Below are 14,960 nucleotides of genomic sequence, written 5' to 3' on the forward strand. Positions count from 1 at the left end.
GTCATTTTGCCTGCCCCATAAGCGGCGGTGATTGAGCGCGCGTACGGCGGCGCCTAGATTCCCAATGCTCTTTAGGAATCTCCTCTGGCGGTCCACCGTGAAACACAACCGTTCCAGTCTGGCCTACCAAGCCCGTTACGCGCTCACGCACCCGCACCGGGTCCTGCCGCATCTGCGCCGGCTGACCCGCGACACCTGGCTGCGGTTGCGCAACCCCGACCACGTCTCCTACTACCGAGCGGTCATGAAGTCCGACACCGCCTGCAGCCCCGAAGGTGCGGTCGGCTCGCACACGCACCGGCGCTGGCTGGCGCTCGGGCGCATGCAGTTCGACTATTTGAAGAAGCACGGCCTCAAGCCCGACTTCACGATGCTGGAGATCGGCTGCGGCAATCTGCGGGCCGGCCGCCTGTTCATCGACTACCTGGACACGGGCAACTACTACGGCATCGACATCTCGCCCGACATCCTCTTCGCCGCGCAGGAGACGGTCGTCGCGAACGGCCTGCGCGAGAAGCTGCCGCGCCTGACCCCGGTCCGTGATCTGCGCTTCGCGTTCCTGCCCAACGGCCACTTCGACGTGGTGCACGCCCACAGCGTCTTCTCGCACTCGCCGCTGAACGTCATCGAGGAGTGCTTCGCCCACGTCAGCCGCATCATGAAGCCGGACGGGTGGTTCGACTTCACCTTCGACCGCGCCGAGGGCAAGGAGCACCACGTGCTGCGCGAGGACTTCTACTACCGCACCGAGACCCTCGTAGCCCTGGCGGACCGGTACAGCCTGGACGCGACCTTCATGGACGACTGGGAACAGCTCCGGCACAAGCAGTCGAAGATCCGCATCACCAGGAGGTCGTAGGCGGCATCGCTCAGGCCCGCGCCCTTTACAATGTAGATTACGTAGTACGTTATCCCGAAATTACTGGGAAATACTGGAACTCTTGCTACGCTCGCGCCATGAGTGACCGGCTGGACGATCTCGAGAAGCGGATCGACGACCTCCGAGCCGGTGTGCGCAAAGCCATGCGGGTCAAGGACACGGCCACGGCCAGGACCCTGCGCGCCGAGCTCCGCGGCGTGGAGCGTACGTGGGACGCCCTGGTGAGCGCGGGCCCGGCCAGTGACCCGGACCCCGAACCCGTGGCGCCGCGGCTGGTGACCGTGCGCCAGCAGGTGCATCAGGGCCTCACCCTGCTGGGCGCCTGCGCGCAGCCGAGGCTGATCGTCGCCGTGGGCATCGCGTTCTGCGGCGGCACGCTGCGCAGCAACCAGCTCACCAGCCTGCGCCGCGACGAGGAACGCTCGTTCAAAGCCTCCCCGTACGGCAGGCCCTACTACTTATGCGCGGCGCTGACGGACCGCCTCTCCCCCGCCCGGGGCCTGCTGGCGGTCAGCACGTGGCCGCGGGCACAACGGATGGTGGGCCCGCTCAGCCCCCGCGTCGACTTCCTGACCTGCGCCATCGCGGTGGCCGGGCAGCTCGATCCCGATCACGCGGAGCTCGGGGATCTCCAGCCGGGGGCGGCGCGGCTGCTGTCCAGGATGGCGCGCAACATCCCCGGCGCCGCCGACGGCGATCTGGGGCCGCCCGACCCCGGCCGGGTGATCGAGGCGGCGCGGGCGGAGCTCGCGGTGCACGCCGAGCGCGACACGCACGACCGCGCTGAGCTGGCCGAACGCGCGGCATCACAGCTGGGTGACGCCGCTGGGCTGTTCGGCGCCGCTACGCTGAGCACTGTCGCGAGGAAAAGGATCACCGGGTGAGAGCGATGGAGCAGCGGGCCGGCACCGGCCGCTCACGCGCAACAGCGAGCGCGACGGCAAGCACGACGGCAAGCGCGACAGCGCGCACATCAAGTGAGCGCACCAGCGATACGAGAGGCGGCCGATGAACCGGCTTGACGCGCTGCGAGGCACGACGCCACCGAAGCCGCACGACGCCCGCGCCATCGCCGCGCTCGCGGCGAACCCCGGCTGCTCGCGCAGAGCGCTCATGGACGGCGCCGGGATCGACAAGGACGCCGCGGCCCGGCATCTGGGCTTCCCCGCGCCGTTCGGCCAGTCGCCGTTCGCGATCACCCGCGGGAACATGTTCGAGGCGCTGGTGAAGGCCGACGGATGCGCCGAGCTGCTGCGCATGCTGCGGGAGCAGCTCGGGCTGCCGATCGCCGAGGTGGCCTACCACGACGTGGAGAACGTGGGCGCGCACCTGCGCCACGCCCACACCAGGGCGCTGTTCGACCGGGCGGTGACCGAGGGGCACGACGCGGGGACGGTCTACGACCATCCGCTGCTCAGCCTGGAGATCGCCGGGCACGCCGCCTACCTGGAGCCGGACGTGGTGGCCTTCCAGCTCGGCGGGCGCTTCCACATCGTGGAGATCAAGTCGTTCGCGGTGATCGACGGGCAGGCCGACCCGGCCGCGGTGGCCGCGGCGGCCCGGCAGGCGGCGGTGTACGTGCTGGCGCTGCGCCGGCTGCTCGGCGAGCTGGGCCACGACCCGCTGCGGGTCTCGCACGAGGTGGTGCTGGTCTGCCCGGAGAACTTCGCCAACCGGCCGGTCGCCACGCTGGTGGACGTACGCCCGCAGCTCGCCGTGCTGGAACGCCAGCTCGACCGGATGACGGGCCTCGACCGGCTGCTCGACGTGCTGCCCGAGGACCTCACGTTCGACCTGCTGCCGGACGAGGACGGGCTGCCGACCCGGTCGGCCGCCGAGCTGGCCGACGCGCTGCGCGGGGCCGACGCCCGGTACGCGCCCGACTGCCTGTCGACCTGCGACCTGTGCTTCTTCTGCCGCGACGAGGCCCGGCAGGAGGGCGCCTCCGACCTGCTGGGCCGCCACGTACGCGACGAGCTGGGCGGCGTCGCCTCCGTCGGCGAGGCGCTCGGGCTGGCCGACGGCTCCCGCGACCCGGCGCCGGGCCAGGAGGAGATCGCCCGGCTCCTGCGCAACGCCGAACGCCTGCGCAGAGAGTGCCTGACGTGAGCCTGCTCACCTCGCTCGCCCGGCTGCGGGCCCTCGACGAGGGCATCGCGCAGCCCATCGCGACCGTCCGGCACTGTCATCTGTCGGCGCGGCCGATGGTGTTCATCCCGCTCAAGCTCTCCGGCGAGGCGGCCGCGCCGCTGGCCGCCATGCTCGGCACCGACCGCGCCGAGCCCCGGCTGCTGGTGGTGACCCAGCCGCGCAACCGCGATCTGCGCTTCGCCTGGACCGCGGAGCTGGCCGGGCTGCTGGTGCCCTACGTCCAGAGTTTCCTGGGCGAGACGGAGACGGTGGAGCGGAAGAACGCCGATCCGTACGAGCGGGCGCTCGACGCGCCGCAGCTGATCATGCCGAACCAGGCGGGCGTGGCGTTCACCCGGCTGCTCGGCAGGTCCACGCGCTTCCGCCGGGCCGACGGGCCCTATCCGGTGCCCACAGGGGTGCCGCTGCTCGGCCGGTGGCTGACCTGGTTCGCCGAGCGTGCCGGATATCCGGGGTCGTCGCTGACGATCGCCGCCACCGAGGAGCTGGGCAGGCACTGGGCGAGCGGGCAGAGCGGCCTCGAGGACGCGAACCTGGCCGCGCTGCTCGGCTGGATCACCGACGGGCCGAGTGACGACGCCGAGGACCCGCTGATCTGGCCGCCCGCCGGACCTGTCACCGACCCGGGGTTCGACGCCGAGGTGCTGGCGCCGGCGATCGAGAAGGGCTCCGCCGAACGCGTCACCGAGGCCCTGCGCACCCAGCTCGAACCCACCTGGCGGCTCATGTGGCAGGCGATCGACCTGCTCAGCGGCCTGCCCGAGGGGGCCAGCGTGGCGCAGCGGTGGGAGCAGGACCGCGCCTCGTTCAGCGGCCTGGCCGCGCAGATCGAGGATGGCGCGCCGCCGCAGGCCAGGCATGACGGCGCGATCGCCGCCGCCGCGCGGCTGGCGCGCATGGAGCGCGCCCAGGCCTCCTACGAGGTGCAGCGCGCCTACGACGACCCGCTGGTCATGGCCGAATACCGGCTGACCGGCGAGGCGTTCGCGGGCGAGGTCGTGGAGACCGAGCCGGAGAACTTCGAGGGCGAGGGCCGCTCGCGCAAGCTGCGCCCGCTCGTGGTGCTCAAGACCGACGATCCCGTACGCCTGCCGCCCGGCGCCGCACTCGGCACCCCGCAGCGGCGCGGCCAGGGCGCCCAGCTCGTGTCGGCGAGCGACGGCCTGGTCACCCTGAAGATCACCAGGGGCATGGGCCGCGGCAAGACGCCCACTCCCGGCGCGGTGCCCGAGGTGGGCGAGCGGGTCTGCTACACCTCGCTCACCGACGACTTCCAGGGCGCGCCGAGCCTGCCCGAGGCGGAGTCGACGCCGTGGACGCACGGCGGCCCGCCGCAGGAGTACCGCCCCACCGACGAGGACGCCCGGGAGGAATGGTCGTGACCGCGGACGAGGCCAGTCCGGAGCAGGTCATCAGGAACGTGCTCGCCGACCTGCCGAGGCACCGCGGCGTGGTGGTCGACTCGCCGCCGGGGGCGGGCAAGTCCACGCTCGTGGTCCGGGCCGCCGCGCACCTGGCCGAGACCGGCGAGCCGCTGATGATCGTCGCCCAGACCAACGAGCAGGTCGACGACCTGGTGGCGCGGATCTCGGACCGGCATCCGCACCTGACGGTCGGGCGGCTGTCGGCGAGCGGGTACGTGCCGCCGCTGCGCCTGCTGGAGCTGCCCGGCGTCAGTGTCGGCACGAGGATCCAGGATCTCGGCGACCCCGACATCATGATCGCCACGTCGGACAAGTGGGCGTGGATCTCCGGCCGTACGTGGCCGTGGGCGATCGTGGACGAGGCGTACCAGATGCGCTCGGACAAGCTGCTGCGCATCGCCGGGCTGTTCGAGCGGGCGCTGTTCGTGGGCGACCCCGGCCAGCTCGACCCGTTCTCGATCGTGGACGGCGACCGCTGGTCCGGCCTGTCGTGGGACCCGCTGCAGAGCGCGGTCTCGGTGCTGCTGCGGCACAATCCCGACCTGCCGGTGCACCGGCTGCCGGTGTCGTGGCGGCTGCCCGCCTCGGCCGCGCCGGTGGTGTCGCGGGCGTTCTACCCCTTCACCGGGTTCCGGTCGGGCACCGGGGCCGGCGAGCGGCGGCTGGAGCTGACCACCGGCGGCATGGGCACCGTGCACGACCGGGCGCTGGAGGAGGCGGCCCGCTCCGGCTGGGCGCTGCTGGAGCTGCCCAACCGCCACACGGTGCGCACCGACGGCGAGGCCGTGCAGGCGGTGGCGCTGCTGGCCGAGCGGCTGCTGCAGCGCGGCGCGGTGGCGGGCTCGGAGCAGGGCGAGCGGCCGGTGACCGCCGACCGGATCGCGGTCGGCGCGGCGCATCGCGACCAGGTGGCGGCGATCCGGAATGCCGGACTGCCGCCGGACATCACCGTCGACACCGCCAACCGGCTGCAGGGCCGCGAGTACGACGTGACGATCGTGCTGCACCCGCTGTCGGGCCGCCGGGACGCCACCGCGTTCCACCTGGAGTCGGGGCGGCTGTGTGTGCTGGCCTCGCGGCACCGGCACGCGTGCGTGGTGGTGGCCAGGGCGGGCATCGCCGAGCTGCTCGACGCCCATCCGTCGGCGGAGCCGGTACGGCTGGGGGTGCCGGTGAAGTTCCCCGACGGCTGGGAGGCCAACCAGTCGGTCCTGGAGCACCTGGCCCGCCACCGGGTGTAGCGACGACCACGAAGTGAGGCATGTGTGACATCCGTCTACGTTCTCAACGGCCCGAACCTCAACCTGCTCGGCACCCGCAAGCCGGAGGTGTACAGCACCACGACGCTGGCCGACGTCGAGGAGATGTGCCGCGAGGAGGCCGCCGGGCTCGGCCTCGACCTGCGGTTCCGGCAGTCGAACCACGAGGGGCAGCTGATCGACTGGATCCACGAGGCCGGGGCCGAGGTCAAGGCCGGGCGGTGCGTCGGCGCGGTGTTCAATCCCGGCGCCTACACGCACACCTCCGTCGCCCTGCACGACGCCATCGAGGGCGTGGAGCTGCCGGTGATCGAGCTGCACATCTCCAACGTGCACGCGCGCGAGCCGTTCCGGCACCACTCCTACATCTCGCCGGTCGCGCGGAGCATCGTGGTCGGGTTCGGTGTGTACGGCTACGTGCTGGCCCTGCGCGGCCTGCACCACACGGCCACCCAGAAGTGATCAGCGACAGAAGGGCGTCATGCCCATCGCCGACTTGACGCCGCCGGTCAGGTGACCTAGGAAGCGCTGGTCGCCGATCCACGCCTGCACCTCGTGGCCGAACGTGGTGACCCACGACCGCCCGCCGTCGTAGTACTGGGCACCAGGAGGCACAATCGGCTTCGGCGCCGTCGCCGAGATCACCGGCACCTCGGCGGCCCTGCGGATCGATCCCCAGGTCCGGCGCATCTACCTCGGCCTGTGAGCGCTGCCTCGGCCTGTGGGTGCTACTCGGCGATCACGGCGCCCCGGCCGGTCAGGGCCGTGAGCACCACGTGGCCGACCGCGCCGGCGGCCACGCCCAGCTCGGCCATCGTCTCGGCGGGCGAGGCCAGGTAGTCGAGGCCGTCGATCTTGGCGGCGCGGGCGCGGCTGATGCCGGTGTCGACGACGACGGTGTACCGGTCGGAGACGGCCAGCCAGGTGTAGTAGGCCGTCGGGTGCGGCTCGCCCGCCCGCCCGTCGTGGCCGTGGAAGTGCTCGCCACGCAGGGCGTCGCGTCGCGCGTACTGGATGGCGTAAACACGGAACTCACCGCCCACGGACACACCCGCGCCACCACTCACGCCCTGCCCGCCACTCACGCCCTGTCCCCCGCTCACGCCCTGCTCGCCGCCCACGCCGTGCCCGCCGCTCATACCTGTCCGTCCGTCCCGCCGCGCTCGCCCTGCTCGCCCTTCACGCCGTCGCCGTCTGCGCGGGGGTGGTGGACTTGGCGCCGAGTTGGTCGGTGGGGATCCGGTACGTCTCCCGCGCCGTGGCCACCGCGGCCACATTGATCAGGCACACCACCGCGGTGAGCACCGACACACCCAGCCAGCTACCTCGGCCCGTGCCGGCCACCGCCGTGGCGACCGTGGGCGCGAACCCGGCGATGGCGAAGCCGATCTGCGTGCCGATCGCCATCCCGGACAGCCGCACCCGGGTGCTGAACATCTCCCCGTAGAACGATGGCCAGACCCCGCTGGTCGCGCTGTGCACGGCACCGAACATCAGGATCCCCACCACGAAGATCAACGGATACCCACCGGCCGAGATCGCCCAGAGATAGACGAAGATCAGCACCGCGCACCCCAGCGAGCCGCCGATGAACACCGGCTTGCGCCCCACCCGGTCCGACAGCGCCCCCCACAGCGGGATCGTGATCACCGCCGCGACATTGGCCAGCACGCCGACCCACAGCATCGGCGCCCGCTCCAGCCCCACCGTGTTGACCGCGTACGACAGCGCGTGCACGGTGAAGATCGTGCTCACCGACGCGATGACCGCGGCCACGATCACCCGCAGCACGTCCGCCCCGTGCTCACGGAACAGCACGGCCAGCGGCATCTTGGCGACGCCGTTCGCGGCGACCTCCCGCTCGAAGGCGGGCGTCTCCTCCAGCGTGCGCCGGATCACGAACCCCACCGCCGCCACCACGATGCTCAGCCAGAACGGCACCCGCCAGCCCCAGCTCAGCAGCTGGTCCTCGGGCAGCGCGGCGATCGGCAGGAAGATCGCGGTCGCGATGATCTGCCCGGCCTGGGTGCCGTTGAGCGTGAAGCTGGTGTAGAAGGCGCGGCGTCCGGCCGGGGCGTGTTCGAGCGTCATGGAGTTGGCGCCCGCCTGCTCTCCCGACACCGAGAACCCCTGCATCAGGCGCAGCACCACCAGCAGCACCGGGGCCAGCACCCCGGCCTGGTCGTAGGTGGGCAGGCAGCCGACCAGGAACGTCGACAGTCCCATCAGCACCAGCGTGGAGACCAGCACCTTCTTGCGCCCGAACTTGTCCCCTATGTGGCCGAGCACGAACGCGCCGACGGGCCTGGCCAGATAGCCGACGCCGAACGTGGCCAGGGCCAGCAGCGTTCCGGTGCCCGGAGCGGACGTGGGAAAGAAGATCTTGCTGAAGACCAGGGCGGCGGCGGTGCCGTAGATGAAGAAGTCGTAGTACTCCAGCGCGCTGCCGATCCAGGCGGCGATCGCGGCCTTGCGCGGCTTGCCCTGGGGGGTGGGTGCGTCGGTCACGGGGGCTCCTCCCGGGTGAGAATTGTCCCGAAACTAACTCACTGGTTCGTACATTACAAGGGTGTGAACGGACCCTTTCCTGAGCGACCGAGATCAGGTGCGACCGTCCAGTCGCAGGTGAGCGGCGTCACGCGGGGCTCAGGCACCGCGCAGGTCAGCGGGTGAGCGACGTCATGCGGGAGCTCTGGCGCCAGGCAAGTTGGCGGGTGAGCGGCGTCATGCGGGGGCGCCGGCTCCGCGCAGGTAGGCGACGGCCAGCTCGCCGACCATCGTGCGCAGCCTGGCACGGTGCTCCGGCGCGGTCATGTCGCGGCCGAACAGCGCCCCGAACGTGTGCTGGTTGGCGACCCTGAAGAAGCAGAACGCGCTGATCATCATGTGCACGTCGATGGCGTCGGCCTCGGTGACGAAGTCGCCGGACTCCTGCCCCGCGTCAAGGATGCGGGAGATGAGGTCGAGGACGGGCGTGCCCAGGTTGGCCAGCACCTCGGACTTGCGGATGTGCTCGGCCTCGTGGATGTTCTCGATGCCGACCAGCTTGATGAAGTCGCGGTGCGCGTCGTGGTGGTCGAAGGTCAGCTCCGCCAGCGTACGGATGGCCTCCACCGGCGCCAGATGCGCCACGTCGACGGTCCGCTCGGCGGCCCGCACCTCGGTGTACGCCTTCTCCAGAACGGCGATGTAGAGCTGCTCCTTGCCGCCGAAATAGTAGTAGATCATGCGCTTGGTGGTGCGCGTCCGCTCGGCGATCTCGTCCACCCTGGCCCCGGCGTACCCGTGCCGCGCGAACTCCCGCTGCGCCACCTGGAGGATCTCCGCCTTGGTCCGGTCGGCGTCACGCTGACGTTCGCCGCCAGCGCGGGCGAGTGGCTGCGAGGTCATGGGGCTCCACGGTCAGGCCGACGGGGTCACGTTCATCGTAGATGACCGCTGTCCTCCCCAGGCGTGCTGTGCGGCCAGGCGGACGGGTGCGTTGGCAGCGCCGTAGCCCTGGTAGTCGCCGACGCGCTGGACGATCTCGAAGAACACCCGCCCGGCCGTGATCGTGTACAGGTGGAGGAACTCGCCGTGCTCGTCCCTGTCGTACAGCAGGCCGAGCTCCCTCAGCTCGGGTGGCGCGTCGTACCGGGCGGCCAGATCGTCGTAGTAGTTGGCGGGGACGGGGAGCAGCAGGCCGGGGTGCGCGGCGCGCAGCCGGTGGGCGGTGGCCACGATGTCGTCGCAGGCCAGGGCGATGTGCTGCCAGGGGATGTGCTGGGCGCCGACCTGGTTGATGTTGAGCACCATCCGCAGGGCGCCGTCCTCGCTGGACATCGCCTTGCTGCGGAGCAGGCCGTAGGGGTCGGGGACCTCCAGGCTCTCTTGGGGGCGCAGGCCGAGGACGCCTCGGTAGAACAGCGCGGCCTCGTCGAAGTGGTGCCTCGGCTGGGTGAGCGCCACGTGGTCGATGTGCGTGATGCCCTCGGCGGCCGGTGCGCGCGCGGTCCCCTCGGCGCGGGGCCTGAAGTCGTCGGTCCAGCTCGAGTGGCCGGGATGTTCGGTGCGGCAGAAGAAGAGCTCGGTCCCGTCCGGTGCGGCGATCGCGTCCAGCCTGGCCTCGCGCGGGGCCCGGTGGCGGGGCAGCACCGGTGACAGCAGCGACTCGGCGCGCTTCACGGAACCGGCCGGGTCGGGGCTCTCCAGGCCGATCGCGGCGAGCGCGGGTTCGTCGCCGGTGGCGTTGAGCAGGATCCGGGCCTCTCCCTGTTCCCACAGTTCGACCGGCTTTCCGGGATGCGTTCCGGTGCGTACGAACCCGAGGGCGGCCAGCAGCGCGCTCAGCTCGGGTGGGTGCCTGGGCAGTCCGGGCGGGTCAGGCGGTCCGGGCGGGTCACCGGCCGAGACGGCGGACGCGATGGCGGACGGAACGGCGGGCGGGACGGACAGCTCGGCGAACGCGAAGCCGGACGGGATGACCGGGGGCGGGATCGGCGGGGTCGTGCCGCGCCGCCGCGCGGCGGCCTCCTCCAGGGCGATGAGCGACCGCATGGCGTCCAGGGACGTACGGCCGGCGTCGGCCTGCCGGAAGCCGTCGTTGAACACCTCCAGCGACAGCGGCCCGGCGTACCCGGTCTCCAGCACGTGCGTCACCAGCCCCGCCAGGTCGAAGGTCCCCTGACCGGGAAAGCAGCGGTAGTGCCTGCTCCACTGCAGCACGTCCATCGCCAGCAGCGGCGCGTCGGCCAACTGGAGGAAGAACACCTTGTCGCCCGGGATCGCCTCGATGCCGATCGGGTCGGAGCCGCGCGACAGGATGTGGAAGCTGTCGAGGCAGGTGCCGAGGTTCGGGTGGTCGGCCATGCGCACGATCCGCCAGGCGTGCAGGTACTCGTTGACGTGCCGGCCCCAGGCCAGCGCCTCGTAGGCGATGCTGATGCCGTGCCCGGCCGCGCGTTCGGCGAGCAGGCGCAGCTGCTCGGCGGCCAGTTCGTCGTCGTCGATCGCGTCGGGCGAGACGCTGGAGCAGACCAGCAGCAGGGTGGCGCCGAGGCGTTCCATCACCTCGAACTTGCGCTCGGCCCGGCGCAGGTTGCCGGCCAGCACGTCGCCCGGCACCGCCTCGAAGTCGCGGAACGGCTGGTACAGGTCGATGCCGAGGCCGAGGTCACGGGCCCGCGCGCGTACCTCCTCCGGGCTCAGCGGGGAGACGAGGAGGTCGTTCTCGAAGATCTCCACGCCGTCGAAGCCCGCGGCGGAGATGGCGGTCAGCTTCTCCGCCAGCGTCCCGCTGACTGAGACGGTGGCGATGGACTTACGCATGTGCGGACCTCCCGGTCAGGCGTCGATCAGGTCGGTGAGGTGGGTGAGCATCCGTTCGGGGTCGGGCTCGCGGCCGGTGAACAGGCGGAAGGCATGCGCGGCCTGGAAGACCACCATGCCGCCGCCGTGCATGGTGCGGCAGCCGAGCGCCCCGGCCCGGCGCAGCAGTTCGGTCTCCAGGGGCCGGTAGACGATGTCGGCCACCCACAGCTCCGGGCGCAGCAGTTCCGCGGGGAGCGGCAGCCCGGGGTGCTGCGCCATCCCGGTGGGGGTCGCGTGCACCAGCCCGTCCGCCGTGGCGAGCAGCCCGCCCAGCTCGCTCTGGGCGGCGGCGCGGATCCGGTCCGGCCCGAACCGGCCGGCCAGGTCGGCGGCGAGCGAGGCCGCCCGGTCCTCGGCGGCGTCGACCAGCACGACCTGGTCGGCGCCGAGGGTCAGCAGGGCGTGCGCCACCGCGGCCCCCGCCCCGCCCGCGCCGAGCTGTACCACCTGCCGGGTGGGCGCGTCGGGCAGTCCCCGGGCGAACGACTCCGCGAACCCGGTCCAGTCGGTGTTGTGCCCCACGGCCCGCCGCCCCTCGAAGACGACGGTGTTGACCGCGCCGAGCATCGCCGCGTCCGGGGACAGCTCGTCCAGGAAGGGGATCACGGTCTGCTTGCACGGGTGGGTGATGTTGAGGCCGTCGAACCCGAGCCGCCGCGCCGTACGGACCAGCTCCCCCGCGGCGTCGGCGCCCAGCCCCAGCTCGCCGATGTCGAGCAGCCGGTAGACGTAGCGCACGCCGTGCGCGTCCGCCTCGCGCTCGTGCAGCGCGGGGCTGAACGACGGGCCGATCCCGGCGCCGATCAGGCCGATCAGATAGGAGCTCATCCGCTCTCACTCTCCTCCGGTGTCCCTCCAATGTACGAACTAGTACGTTCGTACGCTAGACCGTATGGAGTACCGCCCGTGAGAGCCGGGTTTCAGGAAACCCGGATCAGGCGGCGCCAGACGTCGATCACCAGGACCGGCCGCATGCCGGCCGACAGGTAGAGGTCGAGCGCGGGCGTGGTGTTGTTGGAGTCGACGTGCAGCAGAGTCCCCCGCCGCCCACGCGCCGCGTCGGCGGCGAAGGCGTGCCGGAGCAGGAAGCGCCCCAGCCCCTTGCCCCGATGCTCGGGCAGGACGGCCAGCGTGGCGACATAGCCGCAGTCCTCGTCCGGCACGAACTGGTTGTTGCCGACCACCAGCGCCGCCGGCCGCCCGTCGATCCTGGCCACCGTGAGCTGGCTCCAGTCGGTGACGCTCTGCGCCTGCCGGCGCTCGAGCCAGTGCTCGTAGTCGACCTTGACGAAGCCGAAGTGGTCGGCGAACGCCTCCTGCTGGACCTGGTACGCCTGCCTGCGGACGGCGTCCGTCTCCCCGCTGTGGAGGGTCAGCCCCGGAATCGGGGCCGGCGGCTCGACCGGGCCTTCGTGGTCGACGCGCATGCGGTGGAAGCTGGTGCCGGGCGCGAAGCCGTATGCCTTGGCGAGCGCCTGCCTGTCGGTGTCGGCCCGGTAGATGCCAATGTCGACCGTGGCGGCGTCGTGGCCTCGGGCCAGCGCCAGCTCCCCGGCGCGGTCTAGCACGAGGCGCCACAGCTCGTCCGCGAGCCCCTCGACGCCCGGACGCACTAGGATCTCTGTGTCGATCATGTCGCTGTCGCCCTTGGCGCACACCCAGGCCCAGCCGACGAGCGTGCCGCCGGCGTCGTGGACGAGCCAGCCGTCCGTGTCGGGGTCGAAGCCCGGCTCCGCCAGCTCGTCGGCGATGTCGTCGAGCGTCGCGTCGGGAACCCCGATGACGGCGAGGTCGCAGGCCGCGACGAGCTCGTGGATGGCGGGCGCGTCTTCGGCCCGTGGACGGCTGAACCTGAGGGCAGCGGACGGCTTCATGGCAGCGATTTTCCCGAATCCGGACGCCCCGCGCCTCCTATTTTCGGTGCGGTGGATAAGCTGAGGCGGTGCTCGACAAGACGCCGTTGCGCATCGACGTCGCCACACCGGACGCGACGACCATCCGGCTGGCCCTCAGCGGCGACCTCGATTTCGACACCGCCGCCGATCTGACGGGGCTGACGTTGGATGCCGGTTACCGCCGGCTCGACGTGGATCTGTCGGAGCTGGCCTTCATCGACTCCTCCGGCCTGGCCGCCCTCGTACGACTCCAGCGGCAGGTCGAGGGCGCCGACGCCGTGCTGCATGTGGTGGCGTTGACGCCCTATCTGCGCAACCTGATGCGGATGACCGGGCTCGACAAGCTGTTCAGCCTGCCGCCGGGCTGACCGCCTCCTCCTGCGTGGCCGCCCCGGCCGACGGGCCACCGCGCAGCGGGATCTCCTTGATGAAGACCGCCAGCCAGCAGGCCACGGCCATGCCGACGCCGCCGAGCATCGGGTAGATCTTGTACTTGCCCGCGGCGTCGAGGGCCCGGCCGACGAACAGCGAGACCACCATGGCCGGGCAGGACGACCATCACCTCACGTCGTCGTCCGACTGCCTCCGCCACCACGCACCCCTGGTGAGAGCTTGCTTACTTGCCGACCGGCAAGCTTAGAATAAGCTAGATACCCTTCTTGTCGGTCGTCAAGTCGAAATTGGTGCACATTGCGGGAAGACACCCGGAGCAGGATCCAGGAGATCGCGCTCAAGCTCTTCACCGAGCAGGGTTACGAGGCGACTTCGCTGCGAGAGATCGCGGAGGAGCTCGGCGTGACGAAGGCCGCGCTCTACTACCACTTCAAGACCAAGGAAGACATCGTCGCCAGCCTGGCCGACCTGCGCGTGGCCGACGTCGAGGAGCTCCTGACGTGGTTCAGGAGCCAGCCGAGGACGCCGGAGACGCGGCGGGAGCTCGTCCTGCGCTACGCCGCCAAGCTGACGAACCCCCGTTATCTGGAGGTCGCCCGCTTCATGGAGCGCAACCAGACGGCCATGCGTGACCATCCGAAGATCCACCGGATGCGCGAGGTGATGCTGGAGCTGACCGACGAGCTCAACGACCCCGGAGATCCGCTGGCCGTCCGCATCAGCCGCTCGATGGCGCTGTTCACGCTGCATGCCGGCAAGTGGATGTCGCAGGACAAGAAGCTGACCGACGAGGAGATCAACGAGGCCGCGCTCGAGGTCGCGCTCCGCCTGATGGAACCCTAGAGACGATTGGGGCGGGCCGGATCGGGCAGAAGGGATTGACGCGTCCAGACGGAGACGGAGGAGGTGCGGTGGAGGCCACGATAGCGCTCCGGCTGCCAAGGGATGCGGCGAGCGTCCCCCTTATCAGGCAGATGTTCGACGGCACACTCAGGTCACTGGGAGTGGAGCCGCAGATCCGCGATGACATCGAGCTCATGCTGACCGAGGCGTGCTCCAACGTCGTCAGACACGCGGGCCCGAGTGACGAGTACATGGTGAGCGCGGGGGTGTACGACAAGCTCTGCGTCATCCGAGTGATCGACATGGGCGGCGGATTCGACCCGCCCAACTTCAGCGAGGCGGCCCCCGGCGCCGAGTCCGGCCGGGGGATCCAGATCATGCGCGCGCTGGCCGACGACATCCGCTTCACCAACCGGCACGAGGACGGGTCGGTGGTGTGCCTGGAGAAGCGCCTGCGCTTCGCCCCGGGCGCGGCCGGCCCGCACTTCATGGCGAACTGAACTCCCTCGACCCCCCGGACGGGCGTACGTGCTCATGCTTCCCGTGAGAGCGCGCCCCGAGCCCGTCCGGAACCGGTCCTGCCTCGGACTGCCGGGCGGTCGATCCCGCCAGCAGCCCGAGCGTGATCAGGGCGACCACGGAGATGAGAAAAACGGCCACGAACGCCAGAATGATGACGATCGCCAGCGAAGCGATCGTGCTGAGCACTGCCAACATCCGCCGGAGATGCCCCGAGAACCGGATCTTATGCGCGAGAATCGGGTAG

Annotated in this window: 18 protein-coding genes; 9 read left to right on the plus strand and 9 right to left on the minus strand. The window is 71.0% G+C overall.

What is annotated here, in order from left to right; all coding sequences use genetic code 11:
• Nucleotides 1-64 precede the first annotated feature (64 nt).
• From KLK06_RS06685 to aroQ, 6 genes are all read left to right on the plus strand, one after another.
• On the plus strand, nucleotides 65-859 hold the full coding sequence (locus tag KLK06_RS06685) for a class I SAM-dependent methyltransferase (protein ID WP_214634411.1): 795 nt from the start codon (nucleotides 65-67) through the stop codon (nucleotides 857-859).
• Between the two features lie 98 nt (nucleotides 860-957).
• Nucleotides 958-1,764, plus strand: coding sequence for a hypothetical protein (locus KLK06_RS06690; protein ID WP_214634412.1), 807 nt, complete (start codon nucleotides 958-960; stop codon nucleotides 1,762-1,764).
• A gap of 124 nt (nucleotides 1,765-1,888) precedes the next feature.
• The gene (locus KLK06_RS06695) at nucleotides 1,889-2,989 is read left to right on the plus strand and encodes a hypothetical protein (protein WP_214634413.1); all 1,101 of its coding nucleotides are present in this window, start codon (nucleotides 1,889-1,891) and stop codon (nucleotides 2,987-2,989) included.
• Entirely contained in the window at nucleotides 2,986-4,413 is a 1,428-nt protein-coding gene (locus KLK06_RS06700) for a hypothetical protein (protein WP_214634414.1), read from the plus strand. The genes KLK06_RS06695 and KLK06_RS06700 overlap by 4 nt, the downstream gene beginning before the upstream one ends.
• Nucleotides 4,404-5,696, plus strand: a complete 1,293-nt coding sequence (locus KLK06_RS06705; RefSeq protein WP_214634415.1) for an AAA family ATPase — start codon at nucleotides 4,404-4,406, stop codon at nucleotides 5,694-5,696. Before KLK06_RS06700 ends, KLK06_RS06705 begins: the two co-directional genes overlap by 10 nt.
• Nucleotides 5,697-5,720: 24 nt before the next feature.
• Complete coding sequence (gene aroQ, locus KLK06_RS06710; protein WP_214634416.1) at nucleotides 5,721-6,176, plus strand: type II 3-dehydroquinate dehydratase; 456 nt, start codon at nucleotides 5,721-5,723, stop codon at nucleotides 6,174-6,176.
• Here aroQ and KLK06_RS06715 read toward each other — a convergent pair whose 3' ends face one another.
• The 7 genes from KLK06_RS06715 to KLK06_RS06745 all read right to left on the minus strand — a co-directional run bounded on the left by KLK06_RS06715 (nucleotide 6,177) and on the right by KLK06_RS06745 (nucleotide 12,937).
• Nucleotides 6,177-6,404, minus strand: a complete 228-nt coding sequence (locus KLK06_RS06715) for a ThuA domain-containing protein (RefSeq protein ID WP_214634417.1) — start codon at nucleotides 6,402-6,404, stop codon at nucleotides 6,177-6,179.
• Nucleotides 6,405-6,442: 38 nt separating this feature from the next.
• Nucleotides 6,443-6,853: a hypothetical protein gene (locus KLK06_RS06720; protein WP_214634418.1), complete on the minus strand. Its 411-nt coding sequence runs from the start codon at nucleotides 6,851-6,853 to the stop codon at nucleotides 6,443-6,445.
• A gap of 40 nt (nucleotides 6,854-6,893) precedes the next feature.
• A complete protein-coding gene (locus tag KLK06_RS06725) occupies nucleotides 6,894-8,222 on the minus strand; it encodes an MFS transporter (protein ID WP_214634419.1) in 1,329 nt (442 codons plus the stop codon).
• Between the two features lie 216 nt (nucleotides 8,223-8,438).
• The gene (locus tag KLK06_RS06730; RefSeq protein WP_214634420.1) at nucleotides 8,439-9,104 is read right to left on the minus strand and encodes a TetR/AcrR family transcriptional regulator; all 666 of its coding nucleotides are present in this window, start codon (nucleotides 9,102-9,104) and stop codon (nucleotides 8,439-8,441) included.
• A gap of 12 nt (nucleotides 9,105-9,116) precedes the next feature.
• Nucleotides 9,117-11,021 (minus strand): bifunctional sugar phosphate isomerase/epimerase/4-hydroxyphenylpyruvate dioxygenase family protein, encoded by a 1,905-nt coding sequence (locus KLK06_RS06735; protein WP_214634421.1) that lies wholly within the window; start codon nucleotides 11,019-11,021, stop codon nucleotides 9,117-9,119.
• 15 nt (nucleotides 11,022-11,036) lie between these two features.
• The gene (locus tag KLK06_RS06740; protein ID WP_214634422.1) at nucleotides 11,037-11,891 is read right to left on the minus strand and encodes a shikimate dehydrogenase; all 855 of its coding nucleotides are present in this window, start codon (nucleotides 11,889-11,891) and stop codon (nucleotides 11,037-11,039) included.
• Between the two features lie 92 nt (nucleotides 11,892-11,983).
• Nucleotides 11,984-12,937, minus strand: a complete 954-nt coding sequence (locus tag KLK06_RS06745; protein WP_214634423.1) for a GNAT family N-acetyltransferase — start codon at nucleotides 12,935-12,937, stop codon at nucleotides 11,984-11,986.
• Between the two features lie 68 nt (nucleotides 12,938-13,005).
• On the opposite strand from KLK06_RS06745, the gene KLK06_RS59620 reads away from it, so the two are divergent.
• Nucleotides 13,006-13,326 carry an STAS domain-containing protein gene (locus tag KLK06_RS59620; protein ID WP_214634424.1) on the plus strand — a complete coding sequence of 107 codons (321 nt, stop codon included), beginning with the start codon at nucleotides 13,006-13,008 and terminating at the stop codon, nucleotides 13,324-13,326.
• Here the strand turns inward: KLK06_RS59620 and KLK06_RS06755 are convergent.
• Nucleotides 13,307-13,498 carry a hypothetical protein gene (locus KLK06_RS06755; RefSeq protein ID WP_214634425.1) on the minus strand — a complete coding sequence of 64 codons (192 nt, stop codon included), beginning with the start codon at nucleotides 13,496-13,498 and terminating at the stop codon, nucleotides 13,307-13,309. The two genes, KLK06_RS59620 and KLK06_RS06755, sit on opposite strands and share 20 nt — an antisense overlap.
• Nucleotides 13,499-13,648: 150 nt before the next feature.
• Here KLK06_RS06755 and KLK06_RS06760 point away from each other — a divergent pair, with 150 nt between their 5' ends.
• Together KLK06_RS06760 and KLK06_RS06765 are read left to right on the plus strand one after the other, a co-directional pair.
• Nucleotides 13,649-14,194, plus strand: a complete 546-nt coding sequence (locus KLK06_RS06760) for a TetR/AcrR family transcriptional regulator (protein WP_214634426.1) — start codon at nucleotides 13,649-13,651, stop codon at nucleotides 14,192-14,194.
• Nucleotides 14,195-14,262: 68 nt separating this feature from the next.
• The gene (locus KLK06_RS06765; RefSeq protein ID WP_214634427.1) at nucleotides 14,263-14,694 is read left to right on the plus strand and encodes an ATP-binding protein; all 432 of its coding nucleotides are present in this window, start codon (nucleotides 14,263-14,265) and stop codon (nucleotides 14,692-14,694) included.
• Here KLK06_RS06765 and KLK06_RS06770 read toward each other — a convergent pair.
• Complete coding sequence (locus tag KLK06_RS06770) at nucleotides 14,681-14,911, minus strand: hypothetical protein (RefSeq protein WP_214634428.1); 231 nt, start codon at nucleotides 14,909-14,911, stop codon at nucleotides 14,681-14,683. The two genes, KLK06_RS06765 and KLK06_RS06770, sit on opposite strands and share 14 nt — an antisense overlap.
• Nucleotides 14,912-14,960 lie beyond the last annotated feature (49 nt).

It is taken from the genome of Nonomuraea sp. NEAU-A123 (assembly GCF_018603905.1).
Lineage (GTDB): Bacteria > Actinomycetota > Actinomycetes > Streptosporangiales > Streptosporangiaceae > Nonomuraea.

Excerpts from the sequence above, each read along its gene's own strand:
- KLK06_RS06685 (WP_214634411.1), top strand. The coding sequence starts at position 65 with ATGCTCTTTAGGAATCTCCTCTGGCGGTCCACCGTGAAACACAACCGT.
- KLK06_RS06690 (WP_214634412.1), top strand. The coding sequence starts at position 958 with ATGAGTGACCGGCTGGACGATCTCGAGAAGCGGATCGACGACCTCCGA.
- KLK06_RS06695 (WP_214634413.1), top strand. The coding sequence starts at position 1,889 with ATGAACCGGCTTGACGCGCTGCGAGGCACGACGCCACCGAAGCCGCAC.
- KLK06_RS06705 (WP_214634415.1), top strand. The coding sequence starts at position 4,404 with ATGGTCGTGACCGCGGACGAGGCCAGTCCGGAGCAGGTCATCAGGAAC.
- KLK06_RS06715 (WP_214634417.1), bottom strand. The coding sequence starts at position 6,404 with ATGCGCCGGACCTGGGGATCGATCCGCAGGGCCGCCGAGGTGCCGGTG.
- KLK06_RS06720 (WP_214634418.1), bottom strand. The coding sequence starts at position 6,853 with ATGAGCGGCGGGCACGGCGTGGGCGGCGAGCAGGGCGTGAGCGGGGGA.
- KLK06_RS06730 (WP_214634420.1), bottom strand. The coding sequence starts at position 9,104 with ATGACCTCGCAGCCACTCGCCCGCGCTGGCGGCGAACGTCAGCGTGAC.
- KLK06_RS06735 (WP_214634421.1), bottom strand. The coding sequence starts at position 11,021 with ATGCGTAAGTCCATCGCCACCGTCTCAGTCAGCGGGACGCTGGCGGAG.
- KLK06_RS06740 (WP_214634422.1), bottom strand. The coding sequence starts at position 11,891 with ATGAGCTCCTATCTGATCGGCCTGATCGGCGCCGGGATCGGCCCGTCG.
- KLK06_RS06745 (WP_214634423.1), bottom strand. The coding sequence starts at position 12,937 with ATGAAGCCGTCCGCTGCCCTCAGGTTCAGCCGTCCACGGGCCGAAGAC.
- KLK06_RS06755 (WP_214634425.1), bottom strand. The coding sequence starts at position 13,498 with ATGGTGGTCTCGCTGTTCGTCGGCCGGGCCCTCGACGCCGCGGGCAAG.
- KLK06_RS06770 (WP_214634428.1), bottom strand. The coding sequence starts at position 14,911 with ATGTTGGCAGTGCTCAGCACGATCGCTTCGCTGGCGATCGTCATCATT.